This is a genomic window from Klebsiella sp. KTE92 (assembly GCF_000398905.1).
GTDB classification, from domain to species: Bacteria; Pseudomonadota; Gammaproteobacteria; order Enterobacterales; family Enterobacteriaceae; genus Klebsiella; species Klebsiella variicola.
The window spans coordinates 5,192,063-5,212,591 of the sequence record NZ_KB976100.1 but is presented as its reverse complement, the minus strand read 5'-3'; the positions used below and the strand labels follow the sequence as shown (position 1 = coordinate 5,212,591).

Sequence of the window (20,529 nt, the reverse complement as noted above, 5' to 3'; positions counted from 1 at the left end):
GGTTTTACCTGGAAGCCGTCTCAGGCCAGACGGCGCGCGGGTTTTTACAATGCCTGGTTATTACGCAGGCATAAAAAATCAGCTCAGGAGATACCCATGCTGGCCTTTCTGAATCAGGTGCGCAAGCCGACCCTGGATCTGCCGCTCGATGTGCGGCGCAAAATGTGGTTCAAACCTTTCATGCAGTCCTATCTGGTGGTCTTCATCGGCTACCTGACCATGTACCTGATCCGCAAGAACTTTAACATCGCGCAGAATGACATGATCTCCACCTATGGGTTGAGCATGACGCAGCTGGGGATGATTGGCCTGGGCTTCTCCATCACCTACGGCGTGGGCAAGACGCTCGTGTCTTATTATGCCGACGGTAAAAACACCAAGCAGTTCCTGCCGTTTATGCTGATCCTCTCCGCCATCTGTATGCTGGGCTTTAGCGCCAGCATGGGGGCGGGTTCAACCAGCCTGTTCCTGATGATCGCCTTCTATGCGCTGAGCGGCTTCTTCCAGAGCACCGGCGGCTCGTGCAGCTATTCCACCATCACCAAGTGGACGCCCAGACGCAAACGCGGCACCTTCCTCGGCTTCTGGAATATCTCCCACAACCTCGGCGGCGCGGGCGCGGCGGGCGTGGCGCTGTTTGGCGCCAACTATCTGTTCGACGGCCATGTGATCGGCATGTTTATCTTCCCGTCGATTATTGCGCTGATCGTCGGCTTTATTGGCCTGCGCTACGGTAGCGACTCGCCGGAATCCTATGGCCTCGGTACGGCGGAAGAGCTGTTTGGCGAAGCGATCAGCGAAGAGGACAAAGAGACCGAAGAAAATGCGATGACCAAGTGGCAGATCTTTGTTGAGTACGTGCTGAAAAACAAAGTGATCTGGCTGCTGTGCTTCTCCAACATCTTCCTCTACGTGGTGCGTATCGGTATCGATCAGTGGTCCACCGTGTATGCCTTCCAGGAGCTGAAGCTGTCTAAAGAGGTGGCGATTCAGGGCTTTACCCTGTTTGAGGTCGGCGCGCTGGTCGGCACGCTGCTGTGGGGCTGGTTGTCGGATCTGGCCAACGGCCGCCGCGCGCTGGTGGCTTGCATCGCGCTGGCGCTGATTATCGCCACCCTCGGGGTTTACCAACATGCCAGCAACCAGTACGTCTATCTGGCCTCGTTGTTTGCGCTGGGCTTCCTGGTGTTTGGTCCGCAGCTGTTGATCGGCGTCGCCGCTGTCGGCTTTGTGCCGAAAAAAGCGATCGGCGCCGCCGATGGGATCAAGGGCACTTTCGCCTATCTGATTGGCGATAGCTTCGCCAAGCTGGGTCTCGGGATGATCGCCGACGGCACGCCGGTCTTCGGCCTGACCGGCTGGGCCGGCACCTTTGCGGCGCTGGACGCCGCCGCCATCGGCTGTATTTGCCTGATGGCCATCGTGGCTATCTTCGAAGAGCGTAAAATTCGCCGCGAGAAAAAGAACCGTATTTTGCAGACTGCCTGATTCACCAGGTATTTGGTAACCTTGCCCGGCCAGTGCGCCGGGCTTTTTTATTGTTCTTGCTGGCTGGATTGCAGGAGTAGCTCCCGCAGCCACTGCTGCGCCGGGTCATGATGGTTACGCTCGTGCCAGGCCATGCTTTTGGTGAAACCCGGGATCGTCAGCGGCGGTGGGGCTATTTTCATGCCGCTGGCTCTTTTCGCCAGTCGGCGCGGTACCACGGCGATCATGTCGCTCACCGCCAGTATTTCCGGCAACACCAGGAAACTGCTCACCGACAATCCCACCCGCCGGGTTCGACCAAGCGCCGCCAGCGCGTCGTCGGTCACGCCGCGAAAGCTATCGCCCTGCCATGAAACCAGCACATGTTCCAGCGCACAGAAGCGGTCGAGCGTCAGCGGCTGGCTGGCCTGCGGATGGTCTTCGCGCATCAGACAGACATAGTCTTCCTGATACAGCGCCCGGCTGTGCAGCGCCGGCGGCGTATCGTGGGGCGTCAATAGCGCAATATCCACTTCACCACGTTCGGACTGTGTCAGCAGCGTGGCCGGTGATTCGGGAATGATGCGCACGCGGATACCCGGCGCCAGTGGCTTCAGCGCGGCGATAAATGGCACGATCACTGCTTTCAACGCATAATCCGTCGCGGCGATGGTCCAGGTAAAATTGGCTTCCAGCGGCTCGAAGATGGCGGGTTGCAGCAGGGTTTCAGCATCGATCAGCAGCTGCTTTACCGGAGCCGCCAGCGCCTGAGCGCGCAGCGTCGGCACCATACCGTGCGGGGCGCGGATAAACAGCGGGTCATTAAAGGCGTCGCGCAGGCGGGTGAGCATGCCGCTGACCGCCGGCTGGGTGAGCGCCAGCCGCGCTGCCGCCCGGGTGACGCTGCGCTCATCGAGCAGCGCATCCAGGGCTTTCAGCAGGTTGAGATCGAGGTTTCTGATATCAGATTTCATGATAGCTATCCGCAAACGCGATAAGTCACATTATGGTATGCCCGGTAGTCGACAGCAGGCAAATTCCCATTATGATAGTGAGGCTGCGATTGGATGAGAGGATGCATGATCTGGATAGGACTGGCCACCCTGGTAGTGGTATTTGTTGTGGGATTTCGGGTGCTTACCTCTGATTCACGCCGCGCGATTCGTCGCCTGAGCGAACGCCTTGGCATAACGCCTGTTCCGCTGGAATCGATGATCGATCAGTTGGGAAAAACCGCCGGTAATGAGTATTTGCGCTACCTGGAGCGGCCGAATGAAGCGCATCTGCAGAACGCCGCACAGGTACTGCTGATCTGGCAGACCGCTATCGTCGATGCCAGCGAAAAAAACCTGCATTACTGGTATCGCCTGATGCAAAAAGCGCGTTTAGCGGCGCCGATTACCGACGCGCAAATTCGTCTTGCGCAAGGGTTTCTGCGCGAGCTGGATCCGGATGCAAGCGATTTGCATAACCTACAGCAGCGTTATAACGCGCTGTTTCTGCCGGAAGACGGCGTGCACTGGCTGCACTGATATCATAATTGCTTATGTGTATTATCAAGGATGGTGATTCGATTTATATCACTCACCGACGCATGATTAACCTCGTTAAAACAATCGTTCACGAGGTTAATCATGAAACAGCCCCTGCTGCAAAGCGCCATCGTCTGGCCGGAAGAGTATCTGCCAGGCACGACCGACAATTTTGCCTCTAATGAAATTATCGTCAGCGGCCTGACGGCAGCTCAGATATGGGCGCAGCTCGATGACACCACGCTGTGGCCGGGCTATTACAGCAACGTTGCCGATATCCATTTCCATGACGGCAGCGGCCCGACCCTCAGCGCCAACGCCCGTTTCCGCTTCAGCACCTTCGGCTTCCCGATTGAGGCGCAGATTACAGAGTATGTACCTCCCGCTGCCGGGCAGGCGGCGCGCGTAGCCTGGCACGGCTGGGCGGAAGGGGATGCAACGACGCGTCTTGATGTGATCCACGCGTGGCTATTTGAAGATTTGCCCGGCGGGCGCGTACGTATCCTCACCCAGGAGTCGCAAAAAGGCGTTCCGGCGCAGGAGTTGGCGCGTACCTTGCCCAATCCGATGATTAACGGTCACCAGGAATGGATCTGCGGGCTGGTAAAATCGGCTCGCGGCGAGTAAATCCGAGTGCCGGATGGCGGCTGCGCCTTATCCGGCCTACGGTTTACGCACTCGTCCCTTGTAGGCCGGATAAGCGTAAGCGCCATCCGGCAGAATGGCGAAGGCTATATTCTCAGGCTATCCCTTTGTATCATGCCGTGAAAAGCGAGAAGAGTTGCGAAAACGTTAAATTCGTCACAAACAAAATGTTACACTGCGCGGCTTTCAGCCACTTTCTTCGCAGGTCACTCATGAGTCATTCAAATGAAGCCAAACCCCATGCACGCGAGCTGGCGCGACCAAACTGGTCGGCGGTTTTCGCGGTTGCTTTCTGCGTTGCCTGCCTGATTACCGTCGAATTTCTACCGGTCAGTCTGCTGACGCCGATGGCGCTGGATTTAGGCATCTCCGAAGGGATGGCCGGGCAGTCGGTGACGACGACGGCATTCGTAGCGATGTTCTCCAGCCTGTTTATCACCTCCATCATTGGCAAAACCGATCGCCGCTACGTGGTGATCCTGTTTTCGCTGCTGCTGACCCTTTCCTGCCTGCTGGTATCGTTTGCCGATAGCTTCACCCTGCTGCTGCTGGGACGAGCCTGTCTGGGCCTGGCGCTCGGCGGTTTCTGGGCGATGTCGGCCTCGCTGACCATGCGGCTGGTGCTGATGCGCGTGGTGCCGAAAGCGCTATCGATTATCTTCGGCGCGGTATCAATCGCGCTGGTGATCGCCGCCCCATTGGGCAGTTTCCTTGGCGGGCTTATCGGCTGGCGCAACGTCTTTAACGGCGCGGCGGTGATGGGCGTGCTGTGTACGCTCTGGGTGCTGAAAGCGCTGCCGTCGCTGCCCGGTGAATCGGCTTCTCAGCAGCAAAATATGTTTGGTCTGCTGAAGCGTCCGGGGGTGATGGCCGGGATGTGCGCCATTTTCATGGCCTTTGCCGGGCAGTTCGCCTTCTTTACCTATATTCGCCCGGTTTACATGACCCTCGCCGGTTTTGACGTCGACGGCCTGACGCTGGTGCTGTTGAGCTTTGGTATCGCCAGCTTTATCGGCACCTCGCTCTCCTCGGTGCTTCTCAAGCGTTCGGTAAAAGCGGCGCTGGCGATCTCGCCGCTGGTGCTGACCGCCTGCGCGGTGGCGCTGGTGCTGTGGGGAGAAAGCAAAATCGTCGCCTCGACGGTGGCGATTATCTGGGGCTTCGCGTTTGCGCTGATCCCGGTGGGGTGGTCAACGTGGATCACCCGTTCGCTCTCCGATCAGGCGGAAAAAGCCGGGTCGATTCAGGTGGCGGTGATCCAGCTGGCCAACACCTGCGGCGCCGCGGTCGGCGGCGTGGCGCTCGACCACTTAGGGCTGCTGTCGCCGCTGGTGTTGTCAGGAATATTAATGCTGTTTACCGGGTTGCTGGTGGCGACCAAAGTGAAGGTGAATCCACCCGCTTAAGGCCGCTCGCCTTTTGCCAGCCGGCACTACCGCGGGTACGGCGCCTGACCGCCCGGCGGCGCTGCGCTTGCCGGGCCTACGGCGGGATCCCGCAGGCCTCCTCAGTCGTAGCCCGGCTAAGCGTAGCGCCAGCCGGGAACGCTCCTTCGACAACGCTATCGCATCAGAACCACGCCTCAAACATCCCACCGACGTTCAGCGAATCCAGCTGCTGGTCCTGGGTGCCGTTAACCTTCGCGGTATGCTCGTTGTCCACCTGACCGCCGGTCACATAGAAGCGCAGCATCGGGCGGAACTCCGGCCCCATGCCGATGGCGATGTTCTGCGACAGCGTCAGCTTCCAGCCGTGGTTATCCCCGCCCTGGTCGTAATCCACGCGCTGGTAGCCCGCTTCCAGCCAGGTGGAGTGCACGTCGTTCCAGAAGTACATCGGCCGGACGATGGCGCCGTAGTTTTTACGGTTGTCGGTGTTGTCCTTGCCGTTGTCGTAGTCATGGAAAGCCAGCAGGTATTCGATCTGCGCCTGCTGGGTGAACTTATGGCTGCCCTCGAAGCTGGCGTAGACCGTGGTCAGGTCGTCGGTTTTGTTGTAGACGCTGTTATCCGAGTTGTCGGAGTAGCGCAGGATCACCTTGTTCACCCCGCTGTCGTTGGTGTGGCTCAGCACCAGGCCGCCCTGCCAGGCTTCGAGGCGCGCGTCGCTGTCCACCGCCTTCGAGTCAAAGCCGTAGTTGGCGTACACCTCGACGTCGATCGGCCCGGCCTTGATGTTGTGGGTTTTGGTGGTCAGCGCGTAGTGGCCGTTGTCGCCGGTGTCGGAGCTGCCGGTACAGGTGATGCGCGACGGGTTGGTCTCGTCTGCCATCACTTCCGGACTACAGGATTTCACCTGCGACACCGTCGCCACGTCAAACTGCACGCCGCCGATATCAAAGTTCTTCACCCCGGCGCCCTGGCCGTCGTGGTTCATCCAGAAGTAGTCGTTGATCCCCTGTTGCGGACGCTGGTGGAAGTCGCGGCCGGCCCAGAGATAGGCGTTGGGGTTGGAGTCGAGGACGTTGGTGACGCCGACGTAGGCCTTCTTCAGGTTAACTTCGTCGCTCCAGTGGTCGAACATCACGTTGAGATCCCAGATAGCCCCCTGCGCGCTTTTGAAGGCCTTGCTGATCTGGAATTCGCCGCCGTTGCTTTCGTTGCCGAGACGGCCGATCGCCGAGGCGCCGTTATAGGAGCCGTCGACGCCGACATATTTCTGGTCGCCGGTCTGGAAGTGGGCGCCATAGCGGGCATAGCCGCTGAACTTGAGGCCGAACGGAATGGCCATATCCGGCGAGGCGGCGGTGGTCTGCGGGTTGGTGATCACGTCGACCTTTTTGTTGGCCGCGGCGTCGATTTTCGCCTGGCGGTCGGCCAGCGCTTTATCAACGGCTTTGGCAACGATGGCGTCGATCTGTTCCTGCGTAAATTCTTGCGCCATGACAGAAATTGGGCACAGCGCGGCGACAACCGCCATGGCTAAAGGCAGTTTTTTCACAGTATTCATGGTTATCTCGCTTTAATAATTAATATATTTCAGATAATAACCATCCCATTCTGGCTAAAATAAATAACCAAAATAAGCTGATTTGTTTTTTAGGGTACAGCGACGCCGGAGAATAATATTCTCGCTGACGTTATTCCATATTAATTAACGCTGGTACAGATGGATTAATTCTTCTGAGAACTCGCGGGCCAGCAGCGAATTCATCAGATGATCCTGGGCATGTACCATAATCAGCGTCATAGGCTGACGCGCTTCACCGGCATCCTGCCCGATGAGCTGGGTCTGCATCTGATGCGCCCGGCGGGCGTAGCCGTCGGCCTCATTTAAGAGTAAGCGCGCTTCGTCGATATTTCCGGTTCGGGCCGCATGCAACGCTTCAAAACATAATGAGCGTGACTGTCCTGCATTAACGATAATTTCCATTACCGCATCTTCTAATTCAATCATGTGTATTCCTGAGGTATTTATTATTTAATAATGCAGTGAAAGTCCATTTTCTGCATTATTACGCTGTCATCTTATTATCTCTCCGGAAGGAGAGGGATTAGCTAACGGTTTCTGCCACTGGAACGCTATTTTTGGCTTTCTCAACTTCGGTTTTCATTAAGGAACGTTCATAGGCGCGCAGGAACGGCAGGTAAATGACCGCCGACATCACCATGCAGATGAGACACATCACCACCGGACTCAGGGTCCAGTTGGCCGCCCATGACGCGCCAATTGGTGCCGGCGTGGTCCACGGAGTGAGGGACACCACCTGGCTCAGCCAGCCAAGACGCGTCGCGCCGTAAGCCAGCACCGCGTTGACCATCGGCACGCAGACGAAGGGGATAAACATCATCGGGTTCATGATGATTGGCGCCCCGAACAGAATCGGCTCGTTGATATTAAAGAAGCTCGGCACAATGCCCATCTTGCCGATGGTGCGCAGATGAGTGGCCCGGCTACGCAGCAGCAGGAAAGCCAGCGGCAGAGTCGAACCGACACCGCCAATCAGCAGATAGTGATCCCAGAAGCCCTGCAGATAGACGTGCGGCAGCACCGTACCCGCCGCCAGCGCCGCCTGGTTTGCCGACAGGTTGGCCATCCAGAACGGGTTCATAATGCCGGTAACAATCAGTGAGCCGTGGATCCCGGCGAACCAGAAAATCTGGCACATCAGAACGGAGAGCAAAATCGCCGGCAGCGAGTCGGAGGCGGAAACCAGCGGCTCCAGCAGATGCATGATCGCCTGCGGCAGGATCATCCCGGTCTGCGCTTCGATAAACAGGTTCAGCGGATGCAGAGTCGCAATGACCACCAGCACCGGGATCAGGATTTCAAACGAACGGGCGACGCCGGTGGGGACCTCTTTCGGCAGACGAATCGTAATGTTGTTTTGCTTCAGCCACGCATAAACGCGGGTGGAGTAGATGGCGGTGATCAGCGCGGTGAAAATGCCCTGACCGGACAGATACTGAGTGGAAATTTTGCCATCGGCATAGGGCGCGGCGACCAGCAGGAAGGCCATAAACGCCAGCAGACCGGACATCACCGGATCGAGCTGAAACTGACGACCGAGGCTGGCGCCAATGCCGACCGAGATAAAGAAGGTCATCACGCCCATGCTGAGGTTAAACGGCAGCATCAGCTGTTCGCGGTAGTGCTGGGAGAAATCAAGCCAGCCGCGGGCAAAGCCGTTGGTGGTATCGGGTGAAAACGGCGGAAAGATAAATACCAGCATGAAAGAGCCGATGATCATAAACGGCAAGGCGGCAGTGAAGCCATCGCGGATAGCGATAACGTATTTCTGCTGCCCAAGGCGTCCTGCCAGCGGAGTAATAGATTGCTCGATCACGGCAATCATGGACTGATACAGAGAACTCATTTCAACACCTCTCAGTGCGCCGCTGGGATCAGCGACAGAGCATAATTCAGGACGTTGTCTCCCCGCTGCATACCGTAGTCCATCGTATCGATGGGCTGAACGGGAATGTTCAGGGAAGCCGCTTTGTCAGACAGGGTTTTCAACATGTATTTCACCTGGGGGCCAAGCAACACCACCTGATACTGCGGAAACTGCATGTCAAATTCGGAAACGCCATAGGCATCAATCTGCACCGGCAGGTCACGTTCATTCGCCGCCTCCACCATCTTTCTGACCAGCAGACTGGTGGACATCCCGGCAGAGCAGCACAGCATAATCTTGTACATCGACGACCATCCTCAAAATGTAAAAAGTTATTGCGTGGATGATTTGATATCAGACGGAAACCGGTTTCCATTCATAAAAAGCAGAACTGTGATAGTGGTCAAGATCTCCTGCTTATGGGGCGGATTTATTGGATTTCGCTCACATTATTCTGTCGATTTGGCGATGTTTTGCGCTGAAATGGAAAATCGGTTTCCAAACAAATGGTGAAATGGATATACTGCGCTGGTCACAATTGAAGCGATTCAGGTTTACAGGATTTTGGCGGGACGCGGCGCCCGCGCAGGGGAAAATGATGTCGACAATCAATGATGTTTCACGACTTGCCGGGGTTTCCAAAGCCACGGTGTCGCGAGTGTTGAGCGGCTCACGTGGCGTGAAGGAAGCCAGTCGTCAGGCGGTGCTGCAGGCGGCGGAAGCGCTCAATTACCGGCCAAACATGATAGCCCAGTCGTTGCTCAGCCAGTCCACCGGCTGTATCGGCGTCATCTGCGCCCAGGACAACATCAACCAAACCACCAGCTATCTCTACGCCCTGGAAAAACAGCTCAGCCAGCACCAGAAGCACCTGCTGCTGCGCTTCGCCAACACCAGCAACGGCGTGATGAGCTCGCTGGAGGAGTTGACCTGCGGGTTGTGCGATAACGTGCTGATCATCGGCGCGCGTTTTCCCCTGAATATTAACCGCCCGGACGTGGTGCTGGTGGACTGCCTCGACAGCGAGGGCGACAACAGCATTCAGTTCGATCATGCCTTCGCTGCCGAAACCGCCTGTCATTATCTGATTAGTCAGGGGAGACGGCAGATTGCGCTGATTCATCCGCAGAGCAGCGGCTTTGCCGATCAGGTGCTGCTGGGCTACAAGCACGCGCTGGAAAAAAACTTTTTGCCGTTTAATCGCAACCTGGTGTTTCTGGATAACACCTCGCCGTCGGTGGCGGTGCAGGAGCTGGTCAATAACGCCACGACGCTGAACTTTAACGCGCTGCTGGTGAGCGATGAACAGCAGGCGCAGCGCGTGGTGCCGCAGCTGCAGGCGTTTAACCGTGCCGTTCCGCAAAATGTGATGGTGTTTAGTCTCGCCGGATCGTTACAGCTGCCCGGTATTCCCACCATTCCGGCCATTGAATATTCCATGGACGCGATGGCGTCGCGGATCGTCAACTGGCTGACCGAGAAAACGGACAACCCGGGCGGCAGCCCGCTGCGCGGCGATTTAATTATTCCGAAGCATTGAACACCGCTCTTGCCCTGACCCGCCGCCGTTGGCTGCGGGTTTTTTGCTGGCTGGTTTTTGTCGTATCCCTCACATTATAAATAAAACTCATATCTGACGCCGGGTTTTCGAACCGGACAGCCTGCGTGACCTGCCTTAAGTTGAGTACGAAAGTTCCACTCAAAAAACACTAACCAGAACATTCGTACCGCCTGCTTAAGGAAGTGACCCTATGAATCACATGAACGTTGTCGATGTGAAAGCGTGGATAGATGCCCGTCCGGTCTCGCGCTTTCAATGGAACGTGCTGCTGCTCTGTTTCATCATCATTATGCTGGATGGGTATGACGCCGCGGTGATGGGCTTTGTCGCCCCGGCGCTCATTGAGGACTGGGGCATCAGCCGGGCTGAAATGGGGCCGATTCTTGGGGCGGCCATGTTCGGCGTCGCCATTGGCGCCCTGGTGGCGGGCCCGCTTTCTGACCGCTACGGCCGAAAACGCATTTTACTCTGGTCGGTGGCGCTGTTTGCGCTGTTCAGCCTGGCCGGCGCCGTGGCGCAAAGCCCATCGCAACTGGCGCTGATGCGTTTTCTTACTGGCCTTGGCCTTGGCGCGGTGATGCCCAACTGCGTCACGCTGGTGGCAGAATATATGCCGGAGCGGCGTAAAGGGGTGATGATCACCCTGATGTACAGCGGTTTTAACGTGGGTTCCGGCCTCGGCGGCTTTATCGCCGCCGGTTTGTTATCGCATTACAGCTGGCACTCGGCGCTGATTTTTGGCGGCGTGCTGCCGCTCGTGGTGCTCCCCTTTATGATCGTGATGTTGCCGGAGTCGGCGATGAACATGGTGGCGCGCCGGCTACCGGGCGAGCAGATCGCCAGGGCGCTTAACCGGCTTGGGGGCCAGTTTACGGCGGAAACCGTTTTTCAGTTGAATGCGCCGCCCATCACGCGGAGCAGCAAAGTGGCGCAGCTGTTTCGGCATGGCTATGCCCGCGGCACGATAGCGCTGTGGCTGACCTATTTTATGGGGCTGTTCGTGATATATCTGCTGAACGGCTGGCTGCCAACCATTCTCCGCTCCGGCGGGCTGTCGCTGCAGCAGGCGGCGATGATGACCGGCTTGTTCCAGCTCGGCGGCCCGCTGGGCGGGATCCTTGTCGGTATGCTGATGGATCGCGCTTCGGCGAAAGCCGTGATTGCGGCAACCTATTTCCTCGGCTGCCTGTGCCTGTTGTCCCAAGGGTTGATGGATTTCGGATCGGCGGCGCTGTCGGTGCTGATTTTTATCAGCGGGATGTGCATTAACGGCGCGCAGAACGGTCTGCAGGCCTATTCGCCAGCCTATTATCAAACCGAGATCCGTGCTACCGGCGTCAGCTGGATGCATGGTATCGGCCGTACCGGGGCTATTCTCAGCTCCACGCTGGGCGGGATGCTGATGCTGGCCGTACCGGGACACTCGTCGATCTTTTTGGTGCTTGCGCTGCCGGCCTGCCTGGCGGGGATCTGTATTTTGTTGCACCGTATGAATCACGCTAAGCCTCGACTCACAGAGGCAGAACTGGACGCTTTGTCATCCCCCCTGGAACACCGATAAGTGGAGTTATCTGATGGCTAACATTCTCGGCGGTATCGCCGTCTCTCATACCCCGACTATCGGCTTCGCGGTCGATCATCATAAACAGCAGGACCCGGCGTGGTCGCCGATCTTCCAGAGCTTCGAACCGCTGCAGCGCTGGCTGGAGGAGAAAAAACCGGATGCGCTGGTGTACATCTTTAATGATCATGTGACCGCCTTTTTCTTCGATCACTATTCGACTTTTACGCTGGGAATCGACAGTCAATATGACGTTGCCGATGAAGGCGGCGGACCACGCTGTCTGCCGCCGGTCCAGGGCAATGCGGCGCTCTCAAGGCACATTGGCGCCAGCCTGATGGCCGATGAGTTTGATATGTCGTTCTTTATGGATAAAAAGCTCGACCACGGCCTTTTCTCGCCGCTTTCGGCGCTGCTGCCCTGGGATGAAGCGCAGGGGTGGCCGACGGCGGTGATCCCGTTACAGATCGGCGTGCTGCAATTTCCGGTACCGAGCGCGCGCCGTTGTTACAAACTCGGCCAGGCGCTGCGCCGGGCAATTGAAAGCTTCCCGGAAGATATCAATGTGGCGATTGTCGCGACCGGCGGGCTCTCGCATCAGGTTCATGGCGAGCGCTGCGGATTTAATAATCCCGACTGGGATGCCCAGTTTGTTGACATGCTGGTTAATGACCCGGAAAAGCTCACCGAAATGACCCTTGGCGAATATGCTGAGCTGGGGGGGATGGAGGGGTCCGAAGTGATCATGTGGCTGGTGATGCGCGGCGCGCTATCAGCCAATGTCACCGAAACCTGGCGCGACTATTACCTGCCGTCGATGACCGGTATCGCCACGCTGATCCTTGAGAACAATGCGCGCCTGCCCCCCGTCGATACCCTGACGCGCCATCGCCAGCATATGGCGCAGCAGCTGACCGGGGTGGAGAAACTGCCGGGAACCTATCCTTTTACCCACGAGCGCAGCCTGAATGGCTTGCGGCTTAACCGTTTCCTGCATCGGCTGATTGAGCCTGCCTGGCGCGAACGTTTTCTGCAGTCGCCTCAGTCGCTTTATGCCGAAGCCGGACTGAGTGAGGAGGAACAGCAGTTGCTCAACGCACGCGACTGGCGGGGATTGATTCAGTATGGCGCCAGTTTCTTCCTGCTGGAGAAAATGGGCGCGGTGGTCGGCGTATCCAACCTGCATATTTACGCCGCGATGCGCGGGCAGACGCTGGAGGCGTTTCAGCAAACGCGCAACCAACAGGTAACCTATTCGGTGGCGGGTAAACGTTAAACGGTCCCGTCCTGAACCTGCTGATAGATAAAACGCAACAGCGCCTGCGTCGCCGGGGAGGGCAGGCTGCCGGCGCGAAACGTCAGCCCGATACGCCGGGTGGTATCGGGCAGGGGGACCGGCAACACGCTGAGCAGCCCATTGTCAGTTTCAAAACGCATCTGGCTGGCGGAGACCGCCGCCAGCATGTCGGAGTCCTGCAGCAATCCTCTCACCATCGCCGCATCCCCGGTCTCCACCGTCGGTTGGGGCAGCGGCAGCCCCAGGGTGATAAACGCCTTATCCAGCAAATGGCGCGCCGGCGCGTTGGCGCGCGGCAGCACCCATTGCGCGGTCGCCAGCTGGCTGCGCGGATCCGGATGGCGCAGCAGCGGGTGGTTATTACGCAGTAAAATCAACATATCCTCTTCAAATAACGCCTCGCTACAGAGGTCCGGAAGATCTTCATCCTGACGCAGGGCGCCGATAATAAAATCGATATTACCTGCCCGCATATCGGCGACCAGCGACTCATACGGGCTTTCATTGGTCATGAGGGTAATGCCCGGGTGCTGAGCCAGAAAGGCGGCGATGGCGGAGGGCAGTAGCCGGGTCCGGCTCAGCGGCAGGGCGCCAATGCGCACGGTGCCCTCCAGCACCCCGCGACGGGCGGCGATATCGCTCCAGATGTTTTCCAGCTCGTTGAGCGCTCTGCTTACCGGGGGATAGAGTAGCTCCGCGGCGGGCGTGGGGCGCACCCCTTCTGGCGTCCGGCGAAATAGCGCCGAATCCGCCCCTTTCTCCAGGACCTTCAGCGCGGCGCTGACCGCCGGCTGGGTGATCCCCAACTGTTGCGCGACGGTTTGGGTATGGTTGACGTGATAGAGCTGAATAAATATGGCTAACCGGCGGGTATTGAACAGCCAGCCGGCGTCCGCCAGCGGGCCGCTGGTGCGGGTATGGTGTTTCTGCAACAGCGCCGGAATGGCCTGCAGGTCGTCAATCGCCCGCCGGGCGCGCGGCAGGATGCACTTGCCATACTCGGTGGGCACCATGCCGCTGTAATGGCGTTCGAACAGCGTGACGTTCAAGGCGGATTCAAGGTCGCGGATCGCCCGGGTTATCGCTGACTGCGTGCGGAATAAGTCATCGGCCGCACGCGAGACACTTCCGCGCAGCGCGACCTGACAGAAAAAGCGCAGCTGCATGATATTTATGATTTTATCGTGCTTTTTCTTCAGCATGGTTCGTCAGGCCTGAAACAGTGAGTGAGTCGACAACATAAATAAAAATCATAGCCTTCGCAAGTTAACGAATTACCTCCCTGCGACGGGACATGACAAGCTGAAAAAAACAACAGAGGAAGCCATCATGTCTCATCCGGTTAGCGAAAAAAGTGCCCTTGTCGTCAGCGCCCACTCGGCCGATTTCGTCTGGCGCGCGGGCGGTGCGATAGCGCTGCATGCCCTGCAGGGCTATCAGGTCCATGTGGTCTGTTTATCCTTTGGCGAGCGCGGCGAGTCCGCCAAACTGTGGCGCAAAGGCAACATGACCGAGGAGGCGGTGAAGCAGGTGCGTCGCGAAGAGGCGCAGGCCGCCGCTGAGATCCTGGGCGCCAGCGTCGAATTCTTTGATATCGGCGACTATCCGCTGCGCGCCGATAAAGAGACGCTATTTCGTCTGGCGGATGTGTATCGTCGCATCCAGCCCCACTTTGTCCTGACGCACTCCCTGCACGATCCCTATAACTACGATCACCCCCTGGCCTCCCATCTGGCGCAGGAAGCGCGAATTATCGCCCAGGCAGAGGGCTATCGCCCCGGTGAGAAAATTGTCGCTGCTCCCCCGGTTTACTGTTTCGAACCGCACCAGCCGGAGCAGTGCAACTGGAAACCCGATGTGTTACTGGACATCACCGCCGTCTGGGAGAAAAAGTATCAGGCCATTCAGTGCATGCAGGGTCAGGAGCATCTGTGGGAATACTACACCCGCGTGGCGCTGCAGCGCGGGGTGCAGGCCAAGCGCAATATCGGCATCACGGCCGCGCGCGATATCGTTCACGGCGAAGCCTTCCAGAGCATCTTCCCCCGCGTAACGGAGAACCTGGCATGAACCTGTTAAATAAAAAAGGCCTTGTGATCCGCCACCTGCCGCGCCATGACGAGGCGGTTTTGCGCCGCTGTGAGGCGGCCGGGGTGGCGACGCTCCATGAAGCCTGGGATCGTCAGGGGCTGATGGGGCCGGCAATCCGTCCGATTCAGCAGGGCGTCAGCCGGGCGGGCAACGCGGTAACCGTGCTGGTGACGCCAGGCGACAACTGGATGTTTCATGTGGCGGTCGAGCAGTGCCGCGCCGGCGATATTCTGGTGGTGGCCCCGACGTCGCCGTGCGGCGATGGCTTCTTCGGCGATCTGCTGGCGACGTCTCTCCAATCGCGCGGCGTGGTCGGTCTGGTGGGCGATATCGGCATTCGTGATTCGCAGACTTTGCGGGAGATGGGATTCGCCGTCTGGTCCCGTCAGGTTTATGCCCAGGGAACGGTGAAAGAGAGCCTCGGTTCGGTTAACGTCCCGGTGATTTGCGCAGGCCAGCTTGTGCAGCCGGGCGATGTCGTGGTGGCCGACGACGATGGCGTCGTGGTGCTGCCTCACGCGCAGGTCCGTGATGTGCTCGATAAAGCGGAAGCCCGTATGAGCAATGAGCTTGCGAAGCGTGAGCGGATGCGCCATGGCGAGCTGGGGCTGGATATTTACGCGATGCGCCCGCGTCTGGCGGAAAAGGGGCTGCGGTATTACGACCGCGCAGACGAGGTGGAGGAATAAATGGCGCAACGCGGAATCCCCTGTCTATGGATGCGCGGCGGCACCTCGAAGGCAGCCTGTTTTCTGGCTGACGATCTGCCTGCCGATCCGGTGCAACGTGATGCGGTGCTGCTGGCGGTGATGGGCTCGCCTGATCCCCGGCAAATTGACGGGATCGGCGGCGCCGATCCGCTGACCAGTAAAGTGGCGATTATCCGCCGCTCCGCACGGCCTGACGCCGATGTGGACTATCTGTTTGCCCAGGTGAACGTGGCGGCGGCCACCGTGGATTACGGCCAAAACTGCGGCAATATTCTCGCCGCCGTTGGCCCTTTCGCCATCGAGCGTGGTCTGGTTCGCCACGATGCGCCGCTCACTCGGGTGCGTATTTATATGGAGAACACGGGGCAACTGGCGGTGGCAGAGATCCCCTGCGATGCCGACGGGGTCGACTACGCCGGCGAGAGTCGTATCGATGGCGTGCCGGGCAGCGCCAGCCCGATCCTGCTCCATTTTCTTGATGTGGCGGGCTCCAGCTGCGGGGCGCTGCTGCCGACCGGCCGGGTTCGTGACCGTTTTGACGGCGTTGAGGTGACCTGCATCGATAACGGTATGCCGGTGATCCTGCTGCGCGCTTCCGACCTCGGTTGCACCGGCTATGAGACGCGCGAACAGCTGGATAATGACGATGCGCTTAAACGTCGCCTGGAGTCGATTCGCCTGCAGGCCGGGCCGCTGATGCAGCTTGGCGACGTCAGCCAGCGCACGGTGCCCAAGATGACCCTGATCGCCGAACCGCGACACGGCGGCGCCATCAGCAGCCGCACCTTTATCCCCCACCGCTGCCACGCGTCAATCGGCGTGTTTGGCGCGGTGAGCGTGGCCAGCGCTTGTCTGCTCCCCGGCTCTGTCGCGCAGGGCCTGGCGCAGGTAGCGCCAGGCGATACGCCGCTGCTCAGCGTTGAGCATCCGACAGGCGAATTTAGCGTAACGCTTCAGCTTGATGCTGACGGCGCCCTGGCTGGCTGCGGCCTGTTACGCACGGCGCGACTGCTGTTTGCTGGCGAGGTTTTTATTCCGGCCCGCGTCTGGCCGCGTGAGGAGTAATGATGACGATCGCGTTTATTGGTTTTGGCGAGGCGGGTGGCATTCTGGCGGCGGATCTGGCCCGTGAGCATGCGGTGACCATTTGGGATTGCAAGCTCAATGGCCCGGCGCGAGAGGCGATGGGCAAAAAAGCCCGTGACTCGCGCGTTCAGGTGGGAAGTTCGCTGGCGCAGGCGCTGGAGAGCGCCACGCTGGTTTTTTCTACTGTGACCGCGGGTGAGGCGCTAAAGGTGGCGCAGCAGGCCGCCGCGCTGCTGCAGCCGGGGCAATACTTCCTCGATCTCAACTCCGTGGCGCCGGAGACGAAACGGCAGGCGGCTGAACATTTTCTGCCCGGCGCCTACATCGATGTCGCGGTGATGGCGCCGGTACCGCCGGCCCGATTGCAGACACCGTTATTGATCGGCGGGCCGCAGGCGGAGGCGATCGCGCCGCGTCTGCAGGGGCTGGGGCTGAATGCCCGCTATGGCGCCAGTAAGGTGGGCCAGGTGTCGGCGATAAAAATGTGCCGTAGCGTGATGATCAAAGGTCTTGAAGCGCTCACCACAGAATGCCTGTTCGCGGCCCGTGAATATGGCGTCGAGGAGGAGGTGCTTAGTTCCTTGCATCATAGTTTCCCCTCTCTGGGCTGGACAGGAGCGTTCCCCGACTATCTGATCAGCCGGGTGGCGGAACATGGCATTCGGCGCAGCGAAGAGATGGAAGAGGTGGTGAAAACCCTGCGTGACGTGGGGAGCGCCGGGATAATGAGCGAGGCGATCGCGAAAAGCCAGCGCCAGCTGCCGGAGCAGATGGCCGCCCGTAGCCTGAGCTACAGGCAGCTGACGCCGTTTGACTGGAAAACGCTGGTCGCCAGGCTGAAATAACCGCTATTTGGCCGGACAGACGATTTTGTCGATTGCGGCCTGGTAGCTTTTTTGGTTATTGCGCTCTTTCGCCAGCGTTGCTTCGCGGACCGCGTTCTTGTTACCGTCGGTCGCCAGCACTTTATTGGCAAAATCGTTATCGCTGAGGTGGCTTGCTGGCGCGCATTTTTCCTTCACCGCTTTGAGCACCTGCTGTTTTTGCTGCTCGAACTGCAGGCTTTGCAGCGGTGATTCGGCCCACGCCGACGTGGCGCTCAGGGCGGTGACCAGGCATACCATCCAACATGCTTTCATCAGGCTTCTCCTTCCGTAATCGCTTCCGTCAACTATATGCGCAGGCGCGAAAACACGCAAATAGTGGTCAGTTTAACTTATTGAAAATGCAATTTTTATCGCCTGCTCAGGCGGCTCTCACCCGCCGCCGCGAGTCGATGGCGATCAGCACCACCGACGCGAGGATCAGCAGAGTGCCCAGCCAGTCCGGCAGCGTGAAGGTGATCCCCAGCAGCAGGAGCGACAGCAGGGCGCTGCTCAGCGGTTCGGCGCAGCTGAGGATCCCGGCCTTCGCGCCGCCAATTTTCTGCGCGCCGTTAAGATAAAGGCTGAAGGTCAGCGAAGTACCGATCACCACCAGGTAGAAAAAGGCTAACAGCAGGCTACCGTTCACCACAAAATCGGTGCCCTGGCCGCCGTAAAACGGCAGCAGCATCGCGCCGCCGAACAGCATACTCCAGCCGACGATCGGCAGCGTCCCGTAGCGGGCAATCAGCGTCGAGGGATAGGTGGTATAAAACGCGGCGGCAAACGCCGAGGCGATCCCCCAGAACAGCGCCGCCGGCGAAATCGACAGCGTCGTTGGGTTGCCGTGGGTCACCAGCAGAAAGGTGCCCGCCAGCGAGGTGCAGATAGCTCCCAGCACCAGCGGAGTGGGACGCGCTTTGCGGGCGAGGGCAAACCAGGCGACGATGATCGTCGGGGACAGGAACTGCAGCACCGTGGCCGTGGCGGCATTGGATTTTTCAATGGTCATCAGAAAGGTGAACTGCACGGTTAACGCGCCAAACAGCGAGAAAAACAGCAGGCTGAGGGCGTCGCGGCGGTTTTGCAGCACGCGGAAAATGCGGTCGCCGTGAACAAAGCCGAGCATCAACAGGATCAGCCCGGCGAACAGCAGACGCGTCATGGTCAGAAACGGCGACGACATCTGGCTTTCCTGCATAATAAACTGCGCACACACCCCGGAACTGCCCCACAGCACGGCGGCAATCAGTACGTTCAGCATCCCTTTTTTGCTGGAGCCCATCTTTTCCTCAAGCGAAATATGACAAAGGGGAATCATAGCATGCGCCAGCCCGGGCGGCGGGGCAGGAAATGGTAGTCGGGCGCGGCGGCGTAACGATGTTGCAGGCCCGGTAAGGCGAAGCCGCCACCGGGCACTACCCGACAGTCGCGTTCTAGCTTAAATCGACATTTTTACTGCCGAATAGCCAGGTGAGGACAAAGCCGCACAGGTAGGAGACCGCCAGCCCGCCGGCGTAGACCGCCATCCCGGCGTAAATTCCGCTGCCGGAGGTCATCAGCGGCAGCGCCACCAGCCCGGATGGGCCGAACACCGTGTTCAGGCCGACCGGCAGCCCCAGCCAGGCGATCAGTCCGACGAAGAACCCGCCGCAGGCGCCGCCGAGGCAGGCGGTGACAAACGGCTTCATCCGCGGCAGGGTGACGCCGTAGATCAGCGGCTCGCCAATCCCGAGGAAGCCCGGAATAATCGCCCCTTTAATCTGGGTTCGCAGCAGCGAATCGCGCTTCGCCCGCCAGAATAGCGCCAGCGCCGCCCCCACCTGCCCGGCCCCGGCCATCGCCAGGATCGGGAACAGCGAGTTAAAGCCCTGGGCGTCCACCAGCGCAAAATAGACCGGGACAAACCCCTGATGGACGCCGAACATCACCGCCAGCAGGAACAGGCCGGACAGCACCGCCGAGCCAAACGGGTTGCCGTTAAGATGCAGGAACAGCCACGACATGCCGGTAAACAACCAGCCGCCAATCGGCATGATCACCGTAAAGGTCACCGCGCCCATGATCAGCAGCGTCACCGCCGAAGTGAGGATCATATCGAGGTTGGCCGGCATTACCCGCCGCACCTGGCGTTCAACCCACGCCCCAAGGATAGCGGCGATCAATACGCCGATGATATTGCCGCGCGGATCGATGCCGTGGCCGAAGAAGGTGGAAATGCCGGCGTAGAAGCCGCTGGTCGCCTCCGGGTTGTAGCCCAGCACGAACAGCGAGGCGATAATCGCGCCGTTCACGCCGGAGCCGCCGAACGCCTTCTGCGCGTTATAGCCAATCAGGATACTCAGGAAGGTGAACATCCCTTTGCTGAAGACCTTCATATAGCCAATCAGCGCTACCAGGCTGGCGTTCGGATGGGCGTTCTCCAGCACGAAGACCTGTTCCGCCAGGGTAGCAAAGCCCAGCAGCAGCCCGACGGCGATAAAGCCGGGGATCAGCGGCGTAAAGATGGTGGCGAATTTGGCGAGAAACTTCTGCACCGCGCTGGTCTGCTTGCCCTTCAGCGCCTGCTTTTTCTCCGCTGCGACGTCGGCCAGCGTCGGCGCGGCGGGCGCCTCCTCCAGCAGGACGTTCATCATCTCGGCGGCGGTTTGCGCCTTGCCGGGGCCGAGCACCACCTGGAACTGCTCGTCGCTGACGATCACCCCCATTACGCCGTCAATCTGGCGGATGGCGGCGCTGTCGGCCAGACTTTCATCGCGCAGGGTCAAGCGCAGGCGCGTCATGCAGTTGCCCGCCTGCGCGACGTTTGCGGCGCCGCCTACGTGGGCGAGGATCCGCGCTATCATCTCTTTCGTTATTTTTGCCATTGCCCGTTACCT

General features: G+C 59.2%; 20 protein-coding genes. 11 read left to right on the top strand and 9 right to left on the bottom strand.

The window, feature by feature from the left end; translation table 11 throughout:
• The first annotated feature begins 96 nt into the window (after positions 1-96).
• Complete coding sequence (gene uhpT, locus A1WC_RS01160; protein WP_004202242.1) at positions 97-1,488, top strand: hexose-6-phosphate:phosphate antiporter; 1,392 nt, start codon at positions 97-99, stop codon at positions 1,486-1,488.
• A gap of 47 nt (positions 1,489-1,535) precedes the next feature.
• Here the strand turns inward: uhpT and A1WC_RS01165 are convergent, their stop codons facing one another.
• On the bottom strand, positions 1,536-2,441 hold the full coding sequence (locus A1WC_RS01165) for a LysR family transcriptional regulator (RefSeq protein ID WP_016162011.1): 906 nt from the start codon (positions 2,439-2,441) through the stop codon (positions 1,536-1,538).
• Between the two features lie 105 nt (positions 2,442-2,546).
• On the opposite strand from A1WC_RS01165, the gene A1WC_RS01170 reads away from it, so the two are divergent.
• From A1WC_RS01170 to nepI, 3 genes are all read left to right on the top strand, one after another.
• Positions 2,547-2,999, top strand: a complete 453-nt coding sequence (locus tag A1WC_RS01170) for a DUF1198 domain-containing protein (protein WP_032691299.1) — start codon at positions 2,547-2,549, stop codon at positions 2,997-2,999.
• 102 nt (positions 3,000-3,101) lie between these two features.
• A complete protein-coding gene (locus tag A1WC_RS01175; protein WP_016162009.1) occupies positions 3,102-3,626 on the top strand; it encodes a hypothetical protein in 525 nt (174 codons plus the stop codon).
• Between the two features lie 230 nt (positions 3,627-3,856).
• Positions 3,857-5,050 (top strand): purine ribonucleoside efflux pump NepI, encoded by a 1,194-nt coding sequence (gene nepI / locus A1WC_RS01180; protein WP_016162008.1) that lies wholly within the window; start codon positions 3,857-3,859, stop codon positions 5,048-5,050.
• Between the two features lie 163 nt (positions 5,051-5,213).
• Here nepI and A1WC_RS01185 read toward each other — a convergent pair whose 3' ends face one another.
• The 4 genes from A1WC_RS01185 to A1WC_RS01200 all read right to left on the bottom strand — a co-directional run bounded on the left by A1WC_RS01185 (position 5,214) and on the right by A1WC_RS01200 (position 8,786).
• Positions 5,214-6,593: a carbohydrate porin gene (locus A1WC_RS01185; protein ID WP_016162007.1), complete on the bottom strand. Its 1,380-nt coding sequence runs from the start codon at positions 6,591-6,593 to the stop codon at positions 5,214-5,216.
• A gap of 144 nt (positions 6,594-6,737) precedes the next feature.
• Positions 6,738-7,040: a PTS lactose/cellobiose transporter subunit IIA gene (locus tag A1WC_RS01190; protein ID WP_002923158.1), complete on the bottom strand. Its 303-nt coding sequence runs from the start codon at positions 7,038-7,040 to the stop codon at positions 6,738-6,740.
• A 97-nt stretch (positions 7,041-7,137) separates the two neighbouring features.
• On the bottom strand, positions 7,138-8,460 hold the full coding sequence (locus A1WC_RS01195; RefSeq protein WP_002923156.1) for a PTS cellobiose transporter subunit IIC: 1,323 nt from the start codon (positions 8,458-8,460) through the stop codon (positions 7,138-7,140).
• 11 nt (positions 8,461-8,471) lie between these two features.
• Complete coding sequence (locus A1WC_RS01200; RefSeq protein WP_004145041.1) at positions 8,472-8,786, bottom strand: PTS sugar transporter subunit IIB; 315 nt, start codon at positions 8,784-8,786, stop codon at positions 8,472-8,474.
• A 293-nt stretch (positions 8,787-9,079) separates the two neighbouring features.
• On the opposite strand from A1WC_RS01200, the gene A1WC_RS01205 reads away from it, so the two are divergent.
• The 3 genes from A1WC_RS01205 (at position 9,080) to A1WC_RS01215 (ending at position 12,879) form a co-directional block, all read left to right on the top strand.
• Positions 9,080-10,021 carry a LacI family DNA-binding transcriptional regulator gene (locus A1WC_RS01205; RefSeq protein WP_032691298.1) on the top strand — a complete coding sequence of 314 codons (942 nt, stop codon included), beginning with the start codon at positions 9,080-9,082 and terminating at the stop codon, positions 10,019-10,021.
• Between the two features lie 211 nt (positions 10,022-10,232).
• The gene (locus A1WC_RS01210) at positions 10,233-11,603 is read left to right on the top strand and encodes an MFS transporter (RefSeq protein ID WP_012540273.1); all 1,371 of its coding nucleotides are present in this window, start codon (positions 10,233-10,235) and stop codon (positions 11,601-11,603) included.
• A 13-nt stretch (positions 11,604-11,616) separates the two neighbouring features.
• The gene (locus A1WC_RS01215; RefSeq protein WP_016162006.1) at positions 11,617-12,879 is read left to right on the top strand and encodes a gallate dioxygenase; all 1,263 of its coding nucleotides are present in this window, start codon (positions 11,617-11,619) and stop codon (positions 12,877-12,879) included.
• On the opposite strand, the gene A1WC_RS01220 is transcribed toward A1WC_RS01215, so the two are convergent.
• Positions 12,876-14,102: a LysR family transcriptional regulator gene (locus tag A1WC_RS01220; RefSeq protein WP_016162005.1), complete on the bottom strand. Its 1,227-nt coding sequence runs from the start codon at positions 14,100-14,102 to the stop codon at positions 12,876-12,878. The two genes, A1WC_RS01215 and A1WC_RS01220, sit on opposite strands and share 4 nt — an antisense overlap.
• A gap of 127 nt (positions 14,103-14,229) precedes the next feature.
• Between A1WC_RS01220 and galB the strand changes: the two genes are divergently transcribed.
• The 4 genes from galB to A1WC_RS01240 are packed head-to-tail and all read left to right on the top strand — an operon-like array spanning position 14,230 to position 17,632.
• Positions 14,230-14,970, top strand: coding sequence for a 4-oxalmesaconate hydratase (gene galB / locus A1WC_RS01225; RefSeq protein ID WP_008806774.1), 741 nt, complete (start codon positions 14,230-14,232; stop codon positions 14,968-14,970).
• On the top strand, positions 14,967-15,680 hold the full coding sequence (locus A1WC_RS01230; RefSeq protein ID WP_008806775.1) for a 4-carboxy-4-hydroxy-2-oxoadipate aldolase/oxaloacetate decarboxylase: 714 nt from the start codon (positions 14,967-14,969) through the stop codon (positions 15,678-15,680). The genes galB and A1WC_RS01230 overlap by 4 nt, the downstream gene beginning before the upstream one ends.
• Positions 15,681-16,766 carry a 4-oxalomesaconate tautomerase gene (locus tag A1WC_RS01235; RefSeq protein WP_016162004.1) on the top strand — a complete coding sequence of 362 codons (1,086 nt, stop codon included), beginning with the start codon at positions 15,681-15,683 and terminating at the stop codon, positions 16,764-16,766.
• Positions 16,767-16,768: 2 nt separating this feature from the next.
• Positions 16,769-17,632, top strand: a complete 864-nt coding sequence (locus A1WC_RS01240; RefSeq protein ID WP_016162003.1) for an NAD(P)-dependent oxidoreductase — start codon at positions 16,769-16,771, stop codon at positions 17,630-17,632.
• A 3-nt stretch (positions 17,633-17,635) separates the two neighbouring features.
• On the opposite strand, the gene A1WC_RS01245 is transcribed toward A1WC_RS01240, so the two are convergent.
• From A1WC_RS01245 to murP, 3 genes are all read right to left on the bottom strand, one after another.
• On the bottom strand, positions 17,636-17,926 hold the full coding sequence (locus A1WC_RS01245) for a YicS family protein (protein ID WP_002923120.1): 291 nt from the start codon (positions 17,924-17,926) through the stop codon (positions 17,636-17,638).
• A 106-nt stretch (positions 17,927-18,032) separates the two neighbouring features.
• A complete protein-coding gene (locus tag A1WC_RS01250) occupies positions 18,033-18,935 on the bottom strand; it encodes a DMT family transporter (protein ID WP_002923118.1) in 903 nt (300 codons plus the stop codon).
• 151 nt (positions 18,936-19,086) lie between these two features.
• Positions 19,087-20,517 (bottom strand): PTS N-acetylmuramic acid transporter subunit IIBC, encoded by a 1,431-nt coding sequence (gene murP, locus A1WC_RS01255; protein WP_016162002.1) that lies wholly within the window; start codon positions 20,515-20,517, stop codon positions 19,087-19,089.
• Positions 20,518-20,529 lie beyond the last annotated feature (12 nt).